Annotated in this window: 12 protein-coding genes; 6 read left to right on the top strand and 6 right to left on the bottom strand. The window is 67.3% G+C overall.

Translation table 11 applies throughout. The annotated features are described in order from the left end of the window. Positions 1-6 precede the first annotated feature (6 nt). The 4 genes from OC373_RS07375 to OC373_RS07360 all read right to left on the bottom strand — a co-directional run bounded on the left by OC373_RS07375 (position 7) and on the right by OC373_RS07360 (position 8199). Complete coding sequence (locus tag OC373_RS07375; RefSeq protein ID WP_261997373.1) at positions 7-1914, bottom strand: sialate O-acetylesterase; 1908 nt, start codon at positions 1912-1914, stop codon at positions 7-9. Further along, positions 1911-4148 carry a cellulase gene (locus OC373_RS07370; RefSeq protein ID WP_261997372.1) on the bottom strand — a complete coding sequence of 746 codons (2238 nt, stop codon included), beginning with the start codon at positions 4146-4148 and terminating at the stop codon, positions 1911-1913. The genes OC373_RS07375 and OC373_RS07370 overlap by 4 nt, the downstream gene beginning before the upstream one ends. Before the next feature lie 125 nt (positions 4149-4273). Next, the gene (locus OC373_RS07365) at positions 4274-6880 is read right to left on the bottom strand and encodes a TonB-dependent receptor (RefSeq protein ID WP_261997556.1); all 2607 of its coding nucleotides are present in this window, start codon (positions 6878-6880) and stop codon (positions 4274-4276) included. A 356-nt stretch (positions 6881-7236) separates the two neighbouring features. Continuing rightward, positions 7237-8199, bottom strand: coding sequence for a LysR substrate-binding domain-containing protein (locus OC373_RS07360; protein ID WP_261997371.1), 963 nt, complete (start codon positions 8197-8199; stop codon positions 7237-7239). A 238-nt stretch (positions 8200-8437) separates the two neighbouring features. On the opposite strand from OC373_RS07360, the gene OC373_RS07355 reads away from it, so the two are divergent. The 6 genes from OC373_RS07355 (at position 8438) to fdxA (ending at position 13132) form a co-directional block, all read left to right on the top strand. Beyond that, positions 8438-9187 carry an SDR family oxidoreductase gene (locus tag OC373_RS07355; protein ID WP_070427107.1) on the top strand — a complete coding sequence of 250 codons (750 nt, stop codon included), beginning with the start codon at positions 8438-8440 and terminating at the stop codon, positions 9185-9187. Positions 9188-9189: 2 nt separating this feature from the next. Continuing rightward, positions 9190-9810, top strand: coding sequence for a 2-dehydro-3-deoxy-6-phosphogalactonate aldolase (locus OC373_RS07350; RefSeq protein ID WP_019183289.1), 621 nt, complete (start codon positions 9190-9192; stop codon positions 9808-9810). Beyond that, on the top strand, positions 9807-10955 hold the full coding sequence (gene dgoD, locus OC373_RS07345; protein ID WP_261997370.1) for a galactonate dehydratase: 1149 nt from the start codon (positions 9807-9809) through the stop codon (positions 10953-10955). The genes OC373_RS07350 and dgoD overlap by 4 nt, the downstream gene beginning before the upstream one ends. Positions 10956-10961: 6 nt before the next feature. Then, positions 10962-11867 (top strand): SMP-30/gluconolactonase/LRE family protein, encoded by a 906-nt coding sequence (locus tag OC373_RS07340; RefSeq protein WP_261997369.1) that lies wholly within the window; start codon positions 10962-10964, stop codon positions 11865-11867. Then, the gene (locus tag OC373_RS07335; protein WP_261997368.1) at positions 11864-12742 is read left to right on the top strand and encodes a 2-dehydro-3-deoxygalactonokinase; all 879 of its coding nucleotides are present in this window, start codon (positions 11864-11866) and stop codon (positions 12740-12742) included. Before OC373_RS07340 ends, OC373_RS07335 begins: the two co-directional genes overlap by 4 nt. 66 nt (positions 12743-12808) lie before the next feature. Continuing rightward, positions 12809-13132 carry a ferredoxin FdxA gene (fdxA, locus tag OC373_RS07330; RefSeq protein WP_019183294.1) on the top strand — a complete coding sequence of 108 codons (324 nt, stop codon included), beginning with the start codon at positions 12809-12811 and terminating at the stop codon, positions 13130-13132. A 92-nt stretch (positions 13133-13224) separates the two neighbouring features. On the opposite strand, the gene OC373_RS07325 is transcribed toward fdxA, so the two are convergent. Together OC373_RS07325 and dapA are read right to left on the bottom strand one after the other, a co-directional pair. Further along, positions 13225-13749 (bottom strand): hypothetical protein, encoded by a 525-nt coding sequence (locus OC373_RS07325; RefSeq protein WP_019183295.1) that lies wholly within the window; start codon positions 13747-13749, stop codon positions 13225-13227. 26 nt (positions 13750-13775) lie between these two features. Then, complete coding sequence (dapA, locus tag OC373_RS07320) at positions 13776-14669, bottom strand: 4-hydroxy-tetrahydrodipicolinate synthase (RefSeq protein WP_261997555.1); 894 nt, start codon at positions 14667-14669, stop codon at positions 13776-13778. Between the last annotated feature and the right edge of the window lie 3 nt (positions 14670-14672).

The raw sequence follows: 14672 nt of genomic DNA, 5'->3' as shown, positions 1-14672 counted from the left end.
TTGTGGTCACCAGGTATCGCTGCGGAACGGCGACGCCGGCAGCTGTTGCGAATTGATCAGGTTGGCGTCGGCGGGGTTCTCCCGCCAGGCATAGCGCACTGCCACCGGCGTGGCGACCGCCTCGCTGTGGACAATCACGCGATCACCATCGATTCGCGCCTGTGCAGGGTGGAACCGGCGGTCGGCACCGGCCACGGTGAAGCCCTGTACCTGCATTCCACCGCCGCGCACCGCCAGCGCACTGCCCATCGGATCGAAGGTGATGACGGCCTGGCCGCGATCGAAGCGAACGGCGCGCTGCACCGGGCCGCTGTACGTCAGCGTTTCGCCATACGCCGCGTGCCGGGCGGCCAGCGCCAGGCGTGCGCCGACATCGCGCTTGTTGCGCGGATGGATATCCGTCGCATTACCCAGGTCGATGCTCACCACCTGTGCGGTATGCGGCAGCGACAGCGCCGCCGACTGCGACTCGCGCAGCAACGCCCACGGGCTCTGCTCACCGTGATCGGCGCCCGCGCCGAAGCTGGCCAGCTGCACCCAGACGAACGGCAGCGCCGGTGCGTTCCAGTCCTGCCGCCACTGCTGGATCAAGGCCTTGAACTGATCCCGATAGGCCAGCGCTCCGGCATCGGTGGCATTGCTCTCGCCCTGGTACCAGATCACCCCCTTGATCGGGAATGGCGGCAACGGGTGGATCATGCGGTTGTACAGCAGCGTCGGGATCTGGTTCTTGTCATCGTCCAGGGCGACCGTCACCTTGCCGGGACGGAAACGCCAGCCTTGCAGCGGCACCTGGCTGCCATCGGCCAGGCGCACGAACAGTTCGGACGGCTCACCGTGGATGCCACCACCACCGCCCAGGTCCTCGACCCGCACCGCGACCACGTTACGGCCGGCCTGCAGTTGGCCGGCGGGCAGCGGATACACACGGGGTGTGTTCCAGGCCATCGTCGTCGCGCCGACCTGCACGCCATTGACGAAGGTGCGGTCCGAATCATCGATCCGCCCCACTCCAAGGGTGCCGGCCTGCGCAGCCTGCGCCGCGCTCAAGGTGAATTCGGCACGGTACCAGCCGATCCCGTCCATGCCGGCATAGCCGCCGGTTTCCCATAGCCCCGGGAGCGTGGCGGCTTCCCAGTCGCGGTCGTCGAACCGGGCTGCGGCCCACTGCGGGTGCTCGTCAAAGGTGTGCCACTGCGCAAGGCGTTGGCGCACCTTGGCCAGGGTGCGTACATCCGTCTCGCGTTGCGCCTGCATGCGCGTGGCCAGCGCGCCTGCATCAATGTCCTGCAGCGCGGCAGGCATCCAGGCTTCGATGGTGCTGCCGCCCCAGGTGCTGTCGATGATGCCGATCGGTACCCCGGCGTGCTGCCGCAGGTCGCGCGCGAAGTAGTACGCGACCGCGGAGAAGCTCCCCGCGTTGGCGGGGGACGCCGGCAGCCAGCGGCCACCGGCCAGTGTTGTTTCCGGCTGCCCGGACCAGGATTTGGGAATCTTGAAATGACGCAGCTGCGCGTCGCTCGCAGCGGCGACGGCGGCCGCCGCGCCCTGCGTATCGTGCAGCGGCCATTCCATGTTGGACTGGCCGCTGGCCAGCCAGACATCGCCGAACAGGACATCGCGCACCTGCAGCGCGCGCCCGTCGCCCGTGATCTCCAGCTGGAACGGGCCACCGGCCGCGTGCTGCGGCAGCACGACCTTCCAGCTACCGTCCGTACCGACCGTGGTACTGGCACGTTCGCCGTCGATGCCGACCTGCAGGCGTGCGCCGGGCGTGGCCGTACCCCACACCGGCAGCGGCTGGTCACGCTGCAGCACCATGCCGTCGGCAAACAGCCGGGGCAAGACCGGCTCGGCCTGCACGGTCGCGGTGAACATCGACAGCGATACCGCCAGCGCACACGCTCGTTTCATTGTGGATCTCCATAGACGATGCCGCGCCCACCGGTGGCGAAGTAGACGCGCCCATGCAGGCGCGGATCCCCGGTGACGCGTTGAATCTGACCGAACTGGTGCGCGGCGTCATCGATGCGCAGCCACCGGGCACCGCCGTCATCGGAACGGAAGAGCCCATGGACGCCCTCGACGGTGCCCGCAACGAACACGCTGGCAACGTCACGACCCGGGGCACCCTTGCCGACGCCGAGGCTGTGAACCGCCTCCACCCCCGCCACGCGCTGCAGATCACCAGCGCGCCAGCGCAGCAGCCCCTGCGGACCGGCACCGACATACACCAGCCCACCCTGCTGTGGATCGGCGCGCAGCTCGGCCGTCAGCACCGGGGCCGGCGCCAGGCGTACGCGGTCGGCGACGAACGAGGCGCCACCATCGTCGCTGCGCAGCAACGCGCCGCTGGCGGCGTCGTACCCATACCAGTACGCAGGCGAGCGGGTGTCCGCGACCACCACGGCAGTGTTGGGCAGGCCGCGCACGGCCTGCCAATGCCGGCCATGGTCATCGGTGTACCAATGGCTGCCGCGCAGCGTGTGCCACAGCACACGGCCGCCATCGCTGCCGATGCGGATGCGGCCCGCGCCCTCGCCGTCCGGCGGTTCGCTGACGAACGCCTGCCACGTACGCCCACCATCGTTCGACCAGGCCGCACGTACCTCGTCATGCAGGCGATGGCGCACGGTGCCGCTGCGCACCACGTGGGAAGGTGACTGCGCGGCAGCGTCGATGCTCTCGCTGTTGGTCAGGCGCGGACCGGCGTACTGCAGCGGCGACACGCCCAGGTCATCGTGCCGAAAGCCATCGATGTCGCCGAGTGCGCTGAGCAGGTGTGCGCCCTGCCCCGGGCTGACCAGGTCCAGCGGGACCGTTTCTTCCAACCCATCATTCTGGAACCACCACTGCACGGGCTGGCCGTGATCGGCCGCGCGGACATCGCGGCTCGCCCACAGGCCGTAGCCGGTGACGAACAGCACCCGGCGCGGATCGAACGGATCGATCTGCACATCGGCGATCCAGTGCGGGGAGGCGTGCGCGGTCCATGGCGCGTTGCCGTGGTCGAACCTCGCGCCCGCGATGACCGGGGTCCAGCTACGACCGCCATCGGTACTGCGGAAGATATCGTCGTGCGGTCCGAAACGGTTGAAGGTGCTGGCCATCACCACGTCCGGGTTGTCGGCCTCCACCGCGACCGCGCCCCAGCCGAAGCCATCGCCCTGGGTGTCGCTGGATTGCGGCACCGGGCTGATGTCCTGCCACCGAGCCTGCTTGATGTCGAAACGCCACAGCGCCCCGTTGCCCATGCGGTCCGGGCCGGGCAGATCCGCATAGGCGATGTAGAGGCGGCCGTCGCTGCCCTGCGCCATGCGGGTGGGACGCAGGCCGGTCGGTTGCCCGGGCAGCGGCTGCCAGGCGCGTCCACCATCCGTGGAGCGGAAAATCGCCGGGCCCGTCGTCGTCGATACGCCAGCGTAGATCACCGGTGTAGGGCTGCCAGCGCGGCCGCTGCGCGCATCGAACTGCACGAACACGATGCCGATCTGCTGGCTGCCGTTCCAGGCCGGCGCGCTGGCCTGCGCGCTGCGCGCGATCGCCGGGAAGGTCGTCACTTCCTGCCAGTGCGCACCATGGTCGTCACTGCGCCACAGGCCATTGCTGCGTGAGCCGAGCAGAAGAATGCCGCCTTGATGGGGGTCCACGGCCAGTCGCTCGCCATTGCCGCGCGAAAGCTCGTTGCCACCGAGTTTGAAGGGAAGATCGGTGCGCGCGAACGTGGCCCCCCGGTCGGACGAACGCAGGATCGCGCCATTGCCCACGCGGGGGTTGGTATAGGTGCCTGCGGCCAGATAGACGCGCTGCGGGTCGCGCGGGTCCACGGCCAGGCTTTCGATACCGGTGAGATTGGCATCGTCACGACCGAGCCAGTCGGTCAACGCGCTCCAGCGGCCGGTGGCCTGATCCCAACGGTAGGCACCGCCGACATCGGTGCGCGCGTACAGCAGGTCCGGTTCGGCCGGATGGAAGACCAGCCCGGTCACGAAGCCACCACCACCGATGGCCACGTTGCGCCACTGGTAGGGCGCCGCGGTGGCGAGAAGCGGAACCACGGCCAGCAGCAGCACCAGCCACCCTGCCCGGCAGTAACCTGGGCGGACCGGGGCGCGCACGGTCCAGATCAGCCAATCGGCGGGGGTCATGCACGGGCCTCCCGGTGGAGCGGCATGCGGCCCAATGGCCACACGCCTGGAACAGAAGCTGCGGTCCTCCCTGCTTCGTGCTGGGGAGGTGCCACGAAGCAGGAAGGCCCGCAGACGGTCACGCGTTACAGGCTGGCGCGCAGGGTGATGCCGTAGCGACGATCGTTGATCACGAAGTCGCGGTAGCGCGTGGTGTAGCCCAGGTAGCTTTCGTTGCGGGTATCGAGCAGGTTCATGCCGTCCAGCGACACCGACCACACCTCGTTGATGTTGAACCGCAGCGAGGCGTCCAGCTGGCCAAAGCCCTTGTTGTAGACAGGCAGGTTGCCGGTGCCGTTGCCGGCCGTGGTGATCAGCCAGTCGCTGCGCCAGTTGTAGGCCGCGCGCGCCTGGAAGCGCGGGACTTCATAGCTGAGGATGACGTTGTAGCTGTTCTTGGACAGCCCCTCCAGCGGCACCACCAACTGGCTGCCATTGGTATCGGTGGCATTCGGGCTGGGCGCCTTGGAGTCGACATAGGTGTAGTTGGTCTGCAGGCCGAAATGGCTCATCCAGCCCGGCAGGAAGTCGAAGAACTGGGTGTAGCCCACCTCCACGCCCTTGATCTTGCCGTCATCGCCATTCACCGGGCGGGTGATCTCCCAGTTCTCGCCGGCGTAGACCTCGTTGAACACCGCGTTGGCAATGAACCCATCGACCTTTTTGTAGAAGGCGGTGCCGTACATCATCGAGCCTTGCCCGAAGTACCACTCCAGCGACGTATCGAACTGGGTAGCCTCCATCGGCTTGAGGTTGGGATTGCCGGCCGAACCGGTGCGCCGGGTCACGCCCCCCCCGGCATCGGCCGCGCTCAGGCTCAGGTTCGGGTTGAGCTTGTCGAAGCCCGGCCGCGAAATGCCCTTGGAGGCGGCAAAGCGCAGCTGCAGCTGGTCGGTGAACATCCAGCGCAGGTTGAGGCTGGGCAGCACATCGGTGTAGGACTGCTCGACATTGACCGGCAGCAGGCCACCGCCTTCGATGTCGGTGCCGGTACGCACGCCGTCGGAGGTCACCTCGGTCCGCACCACGCGCACGCCGATGTTGCCATCGAACGGGACGCCCCAGTCATCCGCACCGAAGCGAAGGACGCCGTACGCGGCGTAGGTCTTTTCGCGCTGGTTGTTGATGTTGTTCGGCGAGAATTCCAGCGGATCGGCACCGAACGCGGCCAGGGTCTGCTCGTAATTCTCCACCGCGGCATCGGAGGCACTCAGGGTCGGCCCGAAGGTGTAGCTTTTGCCGCGGAAGAAGTCGGTGATCGGGTTCGGCACCAGGCCCACGTTCGGGAAATCGGCGAACGGCGCGCCCAGCCACATGAAGCGCCAGACATTGCCCTGGTTCTCGGCCTTGCGATCGGTGTAGCGCACGCCGGCCTTGAAGCTGCGGGCGAAGCCATCCTCGAACGCCAGGTCCATGTCCGAGCGCCACGCGAACTCGGTGCCCTTGTTGTCGTCCTTGTTGTCCAGGTGGAACTTCCAGCCGACGTAGTTGGCCGGATCGGTGAGATACCCCTGGTTGCCGACTGCATCGGTCACCGCCAGGTACGGCAGGTCGCCACTGAGGTCGATCGTGTAGAACGGCGTGGCGTTCATGCCGGTGCCCACGATGTAGCGCGTCCCCTTGGTGGTGGCATCGACGTACTGGACATCGGTGCTCAGGGTCAGGCTCGGGCTCACCGTCCACTTCGCGCCCAGCGAGTAGTCGGTGGTGATCGACTTGCGCTGGGTCAGGCTGGTGTTGGAATCGGCCGGGGTATTCTGGAATACGCCACTGACCAGTTCGTTGCGGTCGTTGACCACGATATCGCGCGCGCCCTGCATGGCATCGCCGCCGCTGTAGGCGAAGAAGGAATAGTCCTGCCAGCGGAAATCGTAGTCCGAGCGCAACACCTGCGCCTGCACCTCGATGTCATCGCGCGGGCGCCACTGCAGCGCCACCGCGCCGGTGCGGCGCTTGCGCTCACCCACGGTGGTATTGACGCCGGCACCATGCGGGACGAATACCTCGGTCCCTTCGAAGCCGGGCAGGTCCGTCTGCGAATACCAGGGCTCCAGCGAGATCGTGTCCTGGCGGAACGGGCTGGTCTGCTGCGAGTAGTTCACCAGCAGGCCGACTTCGCCGATGCCGGTCTGCCAGCGGTCGCTGAACATGCCCGAGAACGCGGGCTTGCTGTCATCGGCCAGATCGTAATGGTTGTACTGCAGGCTGCCGGCGATTTTGCGGCCCTCGTAATCGAAGGGCAGCCGCGTACGCAGGTCGACGGTGCCACCAAGGCCACCTTCGATCATTTCCGCCGACGGATTCTTGTAGACGTTGACGCCACCGAGCAGCTCGGCCGACACATCCTCGAAGCTCAGGCCGCGACCGTCATTGGCGGTGAAGATGTCACGCCCGTTGAGCTCGGTGCGCACCTGGGTCAGGCCACGGATGGCGATCGTGCTGCCCTCGCCGTAGTTGCGGGTGATCTGGATACCGGAGATGCGCTGCAGTGCCTCGGCGACATTGTTGTCGGGCAGCTTGCCGATGTCCTCGGCCACGATCGAATCCACGATCTGCTCGGCATTCTGTTTGATCTGCTGGGCACGGGTCACGCTGCTGCGGGTGCCGGTCACCTGGACGGTGTCCAGCTGGGTCGCCGCGGTGGTGTCCTGGATATCACTCTGTTGCGCCATGGCCTGGCCGGCAACCAGCATCGAAACGCAGACCGCCAGCGCGCGGCGGCGCACAGCGGTGGGGGTGCGTGCAGGCACGGACGCGCCTGTCGCCCCACGGCAACAACGTACTGACATGATGTTTCCCTCCCAGGACACATGTGCTGACGGTGGACAGCGCTGCGAAGGCGGCGCTGCCTGTAACAATCAGGTTTTAAGGTGACCCCGACACCGGTGGAACCGACCCGGGGATCATCGCGGCCACCCTCGTGAGGGGTGGTAGCTGGCGGGCAGCTTAGGCAGCGGGAGCCATTCCATGCCAATAAAATATTGGGCCGGATGTATTCCTTCGGAGAATACCATTCACGGTGCCTATACCAGCAGGGGCCCCGCCCGTGTCAGCCGCTCCCGCGGAGCCCCGGATACAGCCAGCGCGCGGTGGTACGCAGGGCCAACAGCATGCGTTCGGCGGCGGGCGGCAGCACGTGGCCGCGCCGGTAGATGATCCCGAACGATTCCATGCGGACGCCCACATCGATCGGCAGCACGGTCAGCAGCTTGGCCTGGATGTAGGGCGCCACCGATTCCACCGGCAGCGCGGCGAGCAGATCGCTGCCGCGCAGCAGGCTGGTCATCACCGGCAATGAACTGGTCTCGATGATGTTCTGCGGGATCGGCAGGCCCTGCTCCAGGAACAGCGCGTCCAGCCGCGCGCGCAGCACGCTGTCGGCCGGGGGCAGGATCCAGCCATGCCGGGCCAGATCGGCATGGTGCAGATCATCGCGGTTGGCCAGCGGATGGCCGGCACGGGCGATCACCGAATGCGGTTCATCGGCCAGCGCTTCGAAGGCCAGGTCCGCCGCACCCTCCGGCCCGAGGATCCGGCCGATCACCAGGTCCAGCTGGCCGTCCAGCAGACGGGCCACCAGGGGCCGGCTGTAGTCCATCTCGACCCGGATCAGGATGTCCGGGTACTCGCGCTTCACCTCGGCGATCGCCTGTGGCACCAGGTTGGTGCCCGGGTTGACCACGGTGCCGATCGACACCTGGCCCCGATGCCCGCTGCGCAGCGCGGCGATCTCCTCCGTGGCCCGCCCGATCTCGGACATTGCCGAGCGTGCGCGCCGGATCAGCACGTGGCCGTACCAGGTCGGCTCCACGCCGCGGGCATGGCGCTCGAACAGTTTCACCCCGAGCATGTCTTCCATCTCCGCCAGCAGCTTGGACGCGGCCGGCTGGGTCATGGCGGCGGCCTCGGCCGCGCGCAGGACCGAACCATGTTCATGCAGGTGCAGCAACAACATCAAATGCCGGGTCTTGAGCCGGGAGGCATTTGTCCAGGGGCCAGGCGCGGTCGTCATCACACATCCGTTCTGCGTTGATCGCCGCATTGAATCACGGTATTCGACGGGGGAATAGATATCCCGAAAAATTTCATTTGATAAGAATACCTTCGCACGCAACCCTGATCGTATGGTTGCGCCGCCGCCGGCTGCCAGCCCGCCAGCGCCCCCCGCGCCCGCCGATTCCTGGAGCCTGCTTTGTCCGTCCCCGCTTTGTCGTACCGTCTGCCGTTGGCTCCCCTGGACACACTGTTCGATGAGTAAACGACTGCAGGACAAGATCGCGCTGGTGACCGGCGCGGCCAGCGGCATCGGTGCGGCCACCGCCGCGCTGTTCGCCGAGCACGGCGCCCGGGTGATCGGACTGGATCTCAATCCACCGCATGCCGTGGATGCCCGGATCGACCACCGCCTGGCCGACATCACCGATGCCGCCGCCGTGGGTGCCCTGGTAGAGGCCATCCGCGCCGAGCACGGCCGCGTGGACGTACTGGTCAACAATGCCGGGGCCGATGTCTTCGCCGACCCGCTGCAGCTGGAAGACGCACAGTGGGAGCGCTGCCTGGACCTCAACCTCAAAGGTGCCTGGAACGTGTGCCGCGCAGTGCTGCCGGCGATGCTGGCGCAGCAGGCCGGTTCCATCGTCAACATCGCCTCGGTACATGGCCACCGCATCATCCCGCACGCCTTCCCCTACCCGGTCGCCAAGCATGGGCTGATCGGGCTGAGCAAAGCGCTGGGCATCGAGTATGCGGCGCAGGGCATCCGGGTGAACTCGATTTCGCCGGGGCTGATCCTGGTGCCGCGGATCGAAGCCTGGTTCGCCAACAGCGCCGACCCGGCCGCCACGCGCCACGCGCAGGAGCAGCTGCTGCCCTGCAAGCGCATCGGCGAGCCCGGCGAGGTGGCGCATACCGCGCTGTTCCTGGCCAGTGACGAAGCCCGCTTCATCAATGCCACCGACATCCTGATCGACGGTGGCCGTTCCCAGCTTTACCACGAGTAATCATGACCGCACCGACCTTCCATCTGCCGCTTGTCGCGATCCTGCGCGGCATCACCCCCGAAGACACCCTCGCTCACGTCGGCGCACTGGTGGATGCCGGCTTCGATGCGATCGAAGTCCCGCTGAACTCGCCACGCTGGGAAGACAGCATCGCCGGCGCGCAGCGCGCGTTCGGTGCACAGGCCTGGATCGGGGGCGGCACCGTGCTGCGCGAACAGCAGGTGGACGCATTGGTGGAGATCGGCGCACGCTTCATCGTCACCCCCAACACGCGGCCGGCGCTGATCCGCCACGCGGTGGATCGCGGCCTGCAGGTGATGGCCGGGTTCGCCACCGCCAGCGAGGCATTCGATGCGATCGATGCCGGTGCGCAGATGCTCAAGCTGTTCCCTGCGGCCACCTATGGCCCGGGCCACGTGCGCGCCCTGCGCTCGGTATTGCCGCGCGAGCTGCCGTTGTACGTGGTCGGCGGCGTGACCCCGGACTCCCTCGCCAGCTACCTTGCCGCCGGTGCGGTCGGTGCCGGGATCGGGGGCGATCTCTATCAACCCGCCCAGCCGCTGCAGCGTACCCGCGAGCAGGCCCAGGCGTTCCTCCAGGCCTACCGGACTACGCACGGATGAAGATCACCCGACTGGTTACCTATCACGCCGCACCGCGTTGGCTGTTCCTGAAGATCGAGACCGACGAGGGCATCGTCGGCTGGGGCGAACCGGTGATCGAAGGCCGCGCACGCACGGTGGACGCCGCCGTGCATGAGCTGTCGGCGTATCTGATCGGCAAGGACCCGACCCGGATCAACGACCTGTGGCAGACGATGTACCGCGGCGGCTTCTACCGCGGCGGCGCGATCCTGATGAGCGCCATCGCCGGCATCGACCAGGCGCTGTGGGACATCAAGGGCAAGGCGCTCGGCGTGCCGGTCTACCAGTTGCTGGGGGGCCTGGTGCGCGATCGGATGAAGACCTACCGCTGGGTGGGCGGCGACCGGCCGGCCGATCTGGTCGAGCAGGTACATCGGTACCGCGCGCTCGGCTTTGATACGTTCAAGTTCAACGGCACTGAAGAGATGCAGCTGCTGGACAGCCCCCGCCGCGTGGATGCCGCCATCGCCAAGGTCGCCGCGCTGCGCGATGCATTCGGCGACAGCATCGATTTCGGCGTGGATTTCCATGGCCGGGTGGGTGCACCGATGGCCCGGGTCCTGCTCAAGGAACTGGAGCCATACCGGCCACTGTTCGTTGAAGAGCCGGTCCTTCCGGAGCAGGCCGAGTACTACCCGCGCCTGGCCGCGGCCACCTCGATTCCACTGGCGGCCGGTGAGCGCATGTACTCGCGCTTCGAATTCAAGCAGGTCCTCGCCAACGGCGGTCTGTCGTTGCTGCAACCGGATCTCTCGCATGCCGGTGGCCTCACCGAGTGCCTGAAGATCGCGGCGATGGCCGAAGCCTACGATGTCGCGCTCGCGCCGCACTGCCCGCTGGGCCCGGTCGCGCTCGCGGCCTGCCTGCAGTTGGATTTCGTCTCGCACAACGCGGTGCTGCAGGAACAGAGCATCGGCATCCACTACAACCAGGGCGCCGATCTGCTTGATTACGTGTTGAACAAGGATGACTTCCACTGCGACCATGGCAGCATCGCCGCCCTGCCCAAACCCGGGCTGGGCGTGGAAATCGATGAGGAGCGCCTGCGCCATGCCCATGAAAACCCGCCTGACTGGCGCAACCCGATCTGGCGCCACAGCGACGGCTCCGTTGCCGAATGGTGAGTGGCGATGAGCGTTGAGCTGGCCCCGGCCACGTTGGTGGTGGACAGCCGCTGCACCCATGGCGAAGGCGTGCTCTGGTGCGAACAGCGGCAGAGCGTGTTGTGGATCGACATCGCCGAGCGCCGGCTGTGGGAGCACCACCCCGCGCGCGGCACCCACCGCTACTGGGTGCTGCCTGACCGCCCTGGCTGCATCGGCCTGTTCGACGACGGCACCTTGCTGGTGGCGTTGGTCAGCTCGCTGCACCGCGCAGATCTTGCCCGCGCCACCGACGACACCCTGCCCCTGCAGTGGCTTGCCGATGTGGAGCCCTACAAGCCCTATACCCGCAGCAATGATGGCCGCGCCGATCGTCACGGCAATTTCGTGTTCGGCACCATGAACGAGCACCCCGAGCGCGCTGCCGATGGCCGCTTCTACCAGTACTCCCCCCGCCACGGCCTGCGCGAGCTGCCGCTGCCGGGCATCGTGATTTCCAACGCGATCAGCTTCAGCCTGGATGGCCGCACGATGTACTGGTGCGACTCGGTATCGCCGCGGATCATGGCCTGCGATTACGACCCCGAGCAGGCCAGCACCCGTAACGTGCGCGAATTCACCGCCCTGGCCGATACGGCGGCAGAACCGGATGGCTCGGCCGTCGATGCGGCCGGACGGGTCTGGAACGCGCAATGGCGCGCGCGCCAGGTCAGCTGCTATGCACCCGATGGCACCCTGTTGCAGGTCCAGCCGGTGCCGGTCAAACACCCCACCTGCGTGGCCTTCGGCGGCAATGACCTGCGTACCTTGTACGTGATCAGCTCGCGGCTGGACCACACGCCGGAGGAATTGGCCGCAAGCACGCACGCCGGCAGCCTGTTCAGCGCGCGCCAGGCGCAGCCTGGCCTGCCCGAGAGCCGGATCCGCGGATGATCGCCGTTGACTGGGGCAGCAGCAGCCTGCGCGGCTACCGGCTGGATCAGCACGGTGCCACCCTTGAGCAGCGCGCCAGTGCGCGCGGAATACTGCACTGCGATGGCAACTACGCCGACGTGCTGGCCGGGCTGGTCGATGGCTGGCCGGACAGCACGATCCTGCTCAGTGGGATGATCGGCAGCCGCAATGGCTGGATCGAGCAGGCCTACCTGCCCTGCCCGGCCGGACTGGCCGATCTCGCCGCAGCGCTGCAGTTGCACCACGATGCACGGCTGCCCGGCCGTGATCTCTGGTTCGTGCCTGGCGTGGCCGTCCAGGCAGCGGGCGGGACGCCGGATGTGATGCGTGGCGAAGAAACCCAATTATTCGGCCTGGACAGCCGCGCAGGCCATGCCCATGTCTGCCTGCCTGGTACGCACAGCAAGTGGGCAACGCTGCACGATGGGGCGATCACCGGTTTTGCGACCGCCATGACCGGCGAGGTGTTCGCGCTGCTGCGCCAGCACAGCCTGCTCGGCCGCCTGATGGACGACGGCGATGGTTTGGATGCCATCGCCTTCGCCCAAGGCGTGCAGCGCAGCGGCGATGCCGGTGGCCTGCTGCACCACCTGTTCGGCGTGCGTGCGTTGGGCCTGTTCGAGCGTCTCGCGCCTTCGGCCGCCCCCTCCTATCTCTCCGGTCTGTTGCTCGGCCATGAAATCCGCGACTTGGCCGCGCCCGGGGCCGAGGTGCACCTGGTGGGCAGTTCCACGCTGACCACGCGCTATGCCCACGCGCTGAAGGTGCTCGACAGGACCCCCGTCGATGCGCCTGAAAGCCTTGCGGCGCGGGGCCTGTACCGTCTTGCACGGCAGCGCGGCCTGCTCGGCTGAGCGCACGGCCCCAGCATTCAGGCACAACCTGTTCTAGAATTGGTCGGCTTAACGCCGGATTTCCCCATGCCTTTCGTCGTCACTGAAAACTGCATCAAGTGCAAACACACCGATTGCGTGGAAGTGTGCCCCGTGGATTGCTTCCACGAAGGCCCCAACTTCCTGGTGATCGACCCGGATGAGTGCATCGACTGCACCCTGTGCGAACCGGAGTGCCCGGTCAACGCGATCTTCCCCGAAGACGACGTGCCCGCCGGGCAGGAAGTGTTCGTCGCCCTGAACGCCGAACTGGCCCAGGCCTGGCCGGTGCTGACCGTGCGCAAGGACCCGCCTGCCGACGCCGGCGAATGGGACGGCAAGCCGGACAAGCTGAAGCTGCTGGAACGCTGAGCTTCCGGCGCTGGCAGCAACAAAAAGGGCGCCGAGGGCGCCCTTTTTGTTTGTCTGACCCGCAGCTTCGGTAGTGCCGGCCGCTAGCGCTTTTACGGAGCCAGCTTCGCCTTCAGCTCACCCAGCAGCTTGGTCGGTGCGGCAGCGGTCGCCGGCAGGCCACGCGGATCCACGGCCGACACATAGGCGCCGGCATCGACGGCCACCACGCGGACCAGGAAGTCGCTGCCTTCGAAGGCCACGTCATAGGAACCCAGCAGCTGTGCCTTGCTGGCGATCTTCACGCCTTCAACGGACTCCAGCGCGGTGCCGACCTTGGCGAACACCTCTTCCTTGGTGCCCGGCACGGTGAATCCGGCATTGTTGGCCGGTGCCTGGGTCGAGGACGGCGCCGGACGCGCAGACTGCGAGGCCAGCGTGGAGCTGGTGGCGGCGGTGGCGGCGGCCTGGCCGGCCGGGACGTTCAGATCCGGCGGCACTTCCAGCGGACGCACTTCCGGGGCCAGGGCGTAGTCGCCCTTGGCACCGCGCTTGAAGCAACCGGTGGTGCCGACGAGGGTGGCGGTAGCCAGGATCGCGAAGGACAGCACGCGGATGGCGGAAACGGATTGACGCATGGGAATCTCCTGGGTGACCACTGTGGTCAGTGGTTGGATAGTGCTTCCAGCGCACCGATATCGGTGGCCAGGTGTTCGGCAGCGGCGTGGTGGGCCGCGGACAGGGGCAGCAGCGGCAGGCGCAGGCCGTCACCAATGCCGATCCGGCGCAGCAGGTCCTTCACCGGGATCGGGTTGGGCTCCACGCCGCAGAATTCATGGAAGGGCTCCAGACGGGCATCCCACGACTCGGTCGCCTCGCGCTCACCGGCCGCTGCCAGGTCGCACATCCGCCGGTAGGCACCCGGCAAGGCGTTGGAACCGACCGAGATCAGGCCGTCCACGCCGGACAGGATCGAGCGCGCGGCCGTGCCGTCGTCACCACTGAGGATGGCGAAATCCGGCGAACGCAGGGCCAGCAGGGCATGCACGCGGCCGATATCGCCCACCGCTTCCTTGATGCCGACGATGTTCGGGTGGCTGGCCAGCTCGGCCACGGTCGCGGGCAGCATGTCGCAGCCGGTGCGGCCGGGCACGTTGTACAGGATGACCGGCAGGCCGCCCTGGTCGGCCACCGCGCGGTAATGCGCGATCAGGCCTTCCTGGGTGGGGCGCACGTACGGCGGGGTCACCACCAGCGCGTGCGTGGCGCCATTGGCGGCCGCCCGGCGGGTCTGCTCGATCGTTTTGGCCGTCCCGGACAGGCCGGTGCCGGCCAATACCGGGATGCGCCCGGCGACGGTTTTGACCGCACTGCGCAGCAACTGGTCGTATTCGTCGTCGGACAGGGCCGCGGCTTCACCGGTCGAACCGGCCACCACCACCCCGTGAACACCACCCTCCAGTTGCAGATGCAGCAGGCGCTGCCAACCGTCGGGATCCAATGCGCCGTTCGCCTGGAAGGGCGTCGCCAGCGCGGTGATGAGACCGGAAAGGGACAAGGA

The organism is Stenotrophomonas sp. Ste96 (assembly GCF_024519495.1).
Lineage (GTDB): Bacteria > Pseudomonadota > Gammaproteobacteria > Xanthomonadales > Xanthomonadaceae > Stenotrophomonas > Stenotrophomonas bentonitica_A.
The sequence above is the reverse complement of the archived record's forward strand: the minus strand, read 5'-3'. Positions and strand labels throughout refer to the sequence as shown.

Bases quoted from the DNA above. Each gene is read 5' to 3' on its own strand.
- OC373_RS07365 (WP_261997556.1), bottom strand. From the start codon at position 6,880: ATGCTGGTTGCCGGCCAGGCCATGGCGCAACAGAGTGATATCCAGGAC.
- OC373_RS07360 (WP_261997371.1), bottom strand. From the start codon at position 8,199: ATGACGACCGCGCCTGGCCCCTGGACAAATGCCTCCCGGCTCAAGACC.
- dgoD (WP_261997370.1), top strand. From the start codon at position 9,807: ATGAAGATCACCCGACTGGTTACCTATCACGCCGCACCGCGTTGGCTG.
- OC373_RS07335 (WP_261997368.1), top strand. From the start codon at position 11,864: ATGATCGCCGTTGACTGGGGCAGCAGCAGCCTGCGCGGCTACCGGCTG.
- OC373_RS07370 (WP_261997372.1), bottom strand. From the start codon at position 4,148: ATGACCCCCGCCGATTGGCTGATCTGGACCGTGCGCGCCCCGGTCCGC.
- OC373_RS07355 (WP_070427107.1), top strand. From the start codon at position 8,438: ATGAGTAAACGACTGCAGGACAAGATCGCGCTGGTGACCGGCGCGGCC.
- OC373_RS07375 (WP_261997373.1), bottom strand. From the start codon at position 1,914: ATGAAACGAGCGTGTGCGCTGGCGGTATCGCTGTCGATGTTCACCGCG.
- OC373_RS07350 (WP_019183289.1), top strand. From the start codon at position 9,190: ATGACCGCACCGACCTTCCATCTGCCGCTTGTCGCGATCCTGCGCGGC.
- OC373_RS07340 (WP_261997369.1), top strand. From the start codon at position 10,962: ATGAGCGTTGAGCTGGCCCCGGCCACGTTGGTGGTGGACAGCCGCTGC.
- fdxA (WP_019183294.1), top strand. From the start codon at position 12,809: ATGCCTTTCGTCGTCACTGAAAACTGCATCAAGTGCAAACACACCGAT.
- OC373_RS07325 (WP_019183295.1), bottom strand. From the start codon at position 13,749: ATGCGTCAATCCGTTTCCGCCATCCGCGTGCTGTCCTTCGCGATCCTG.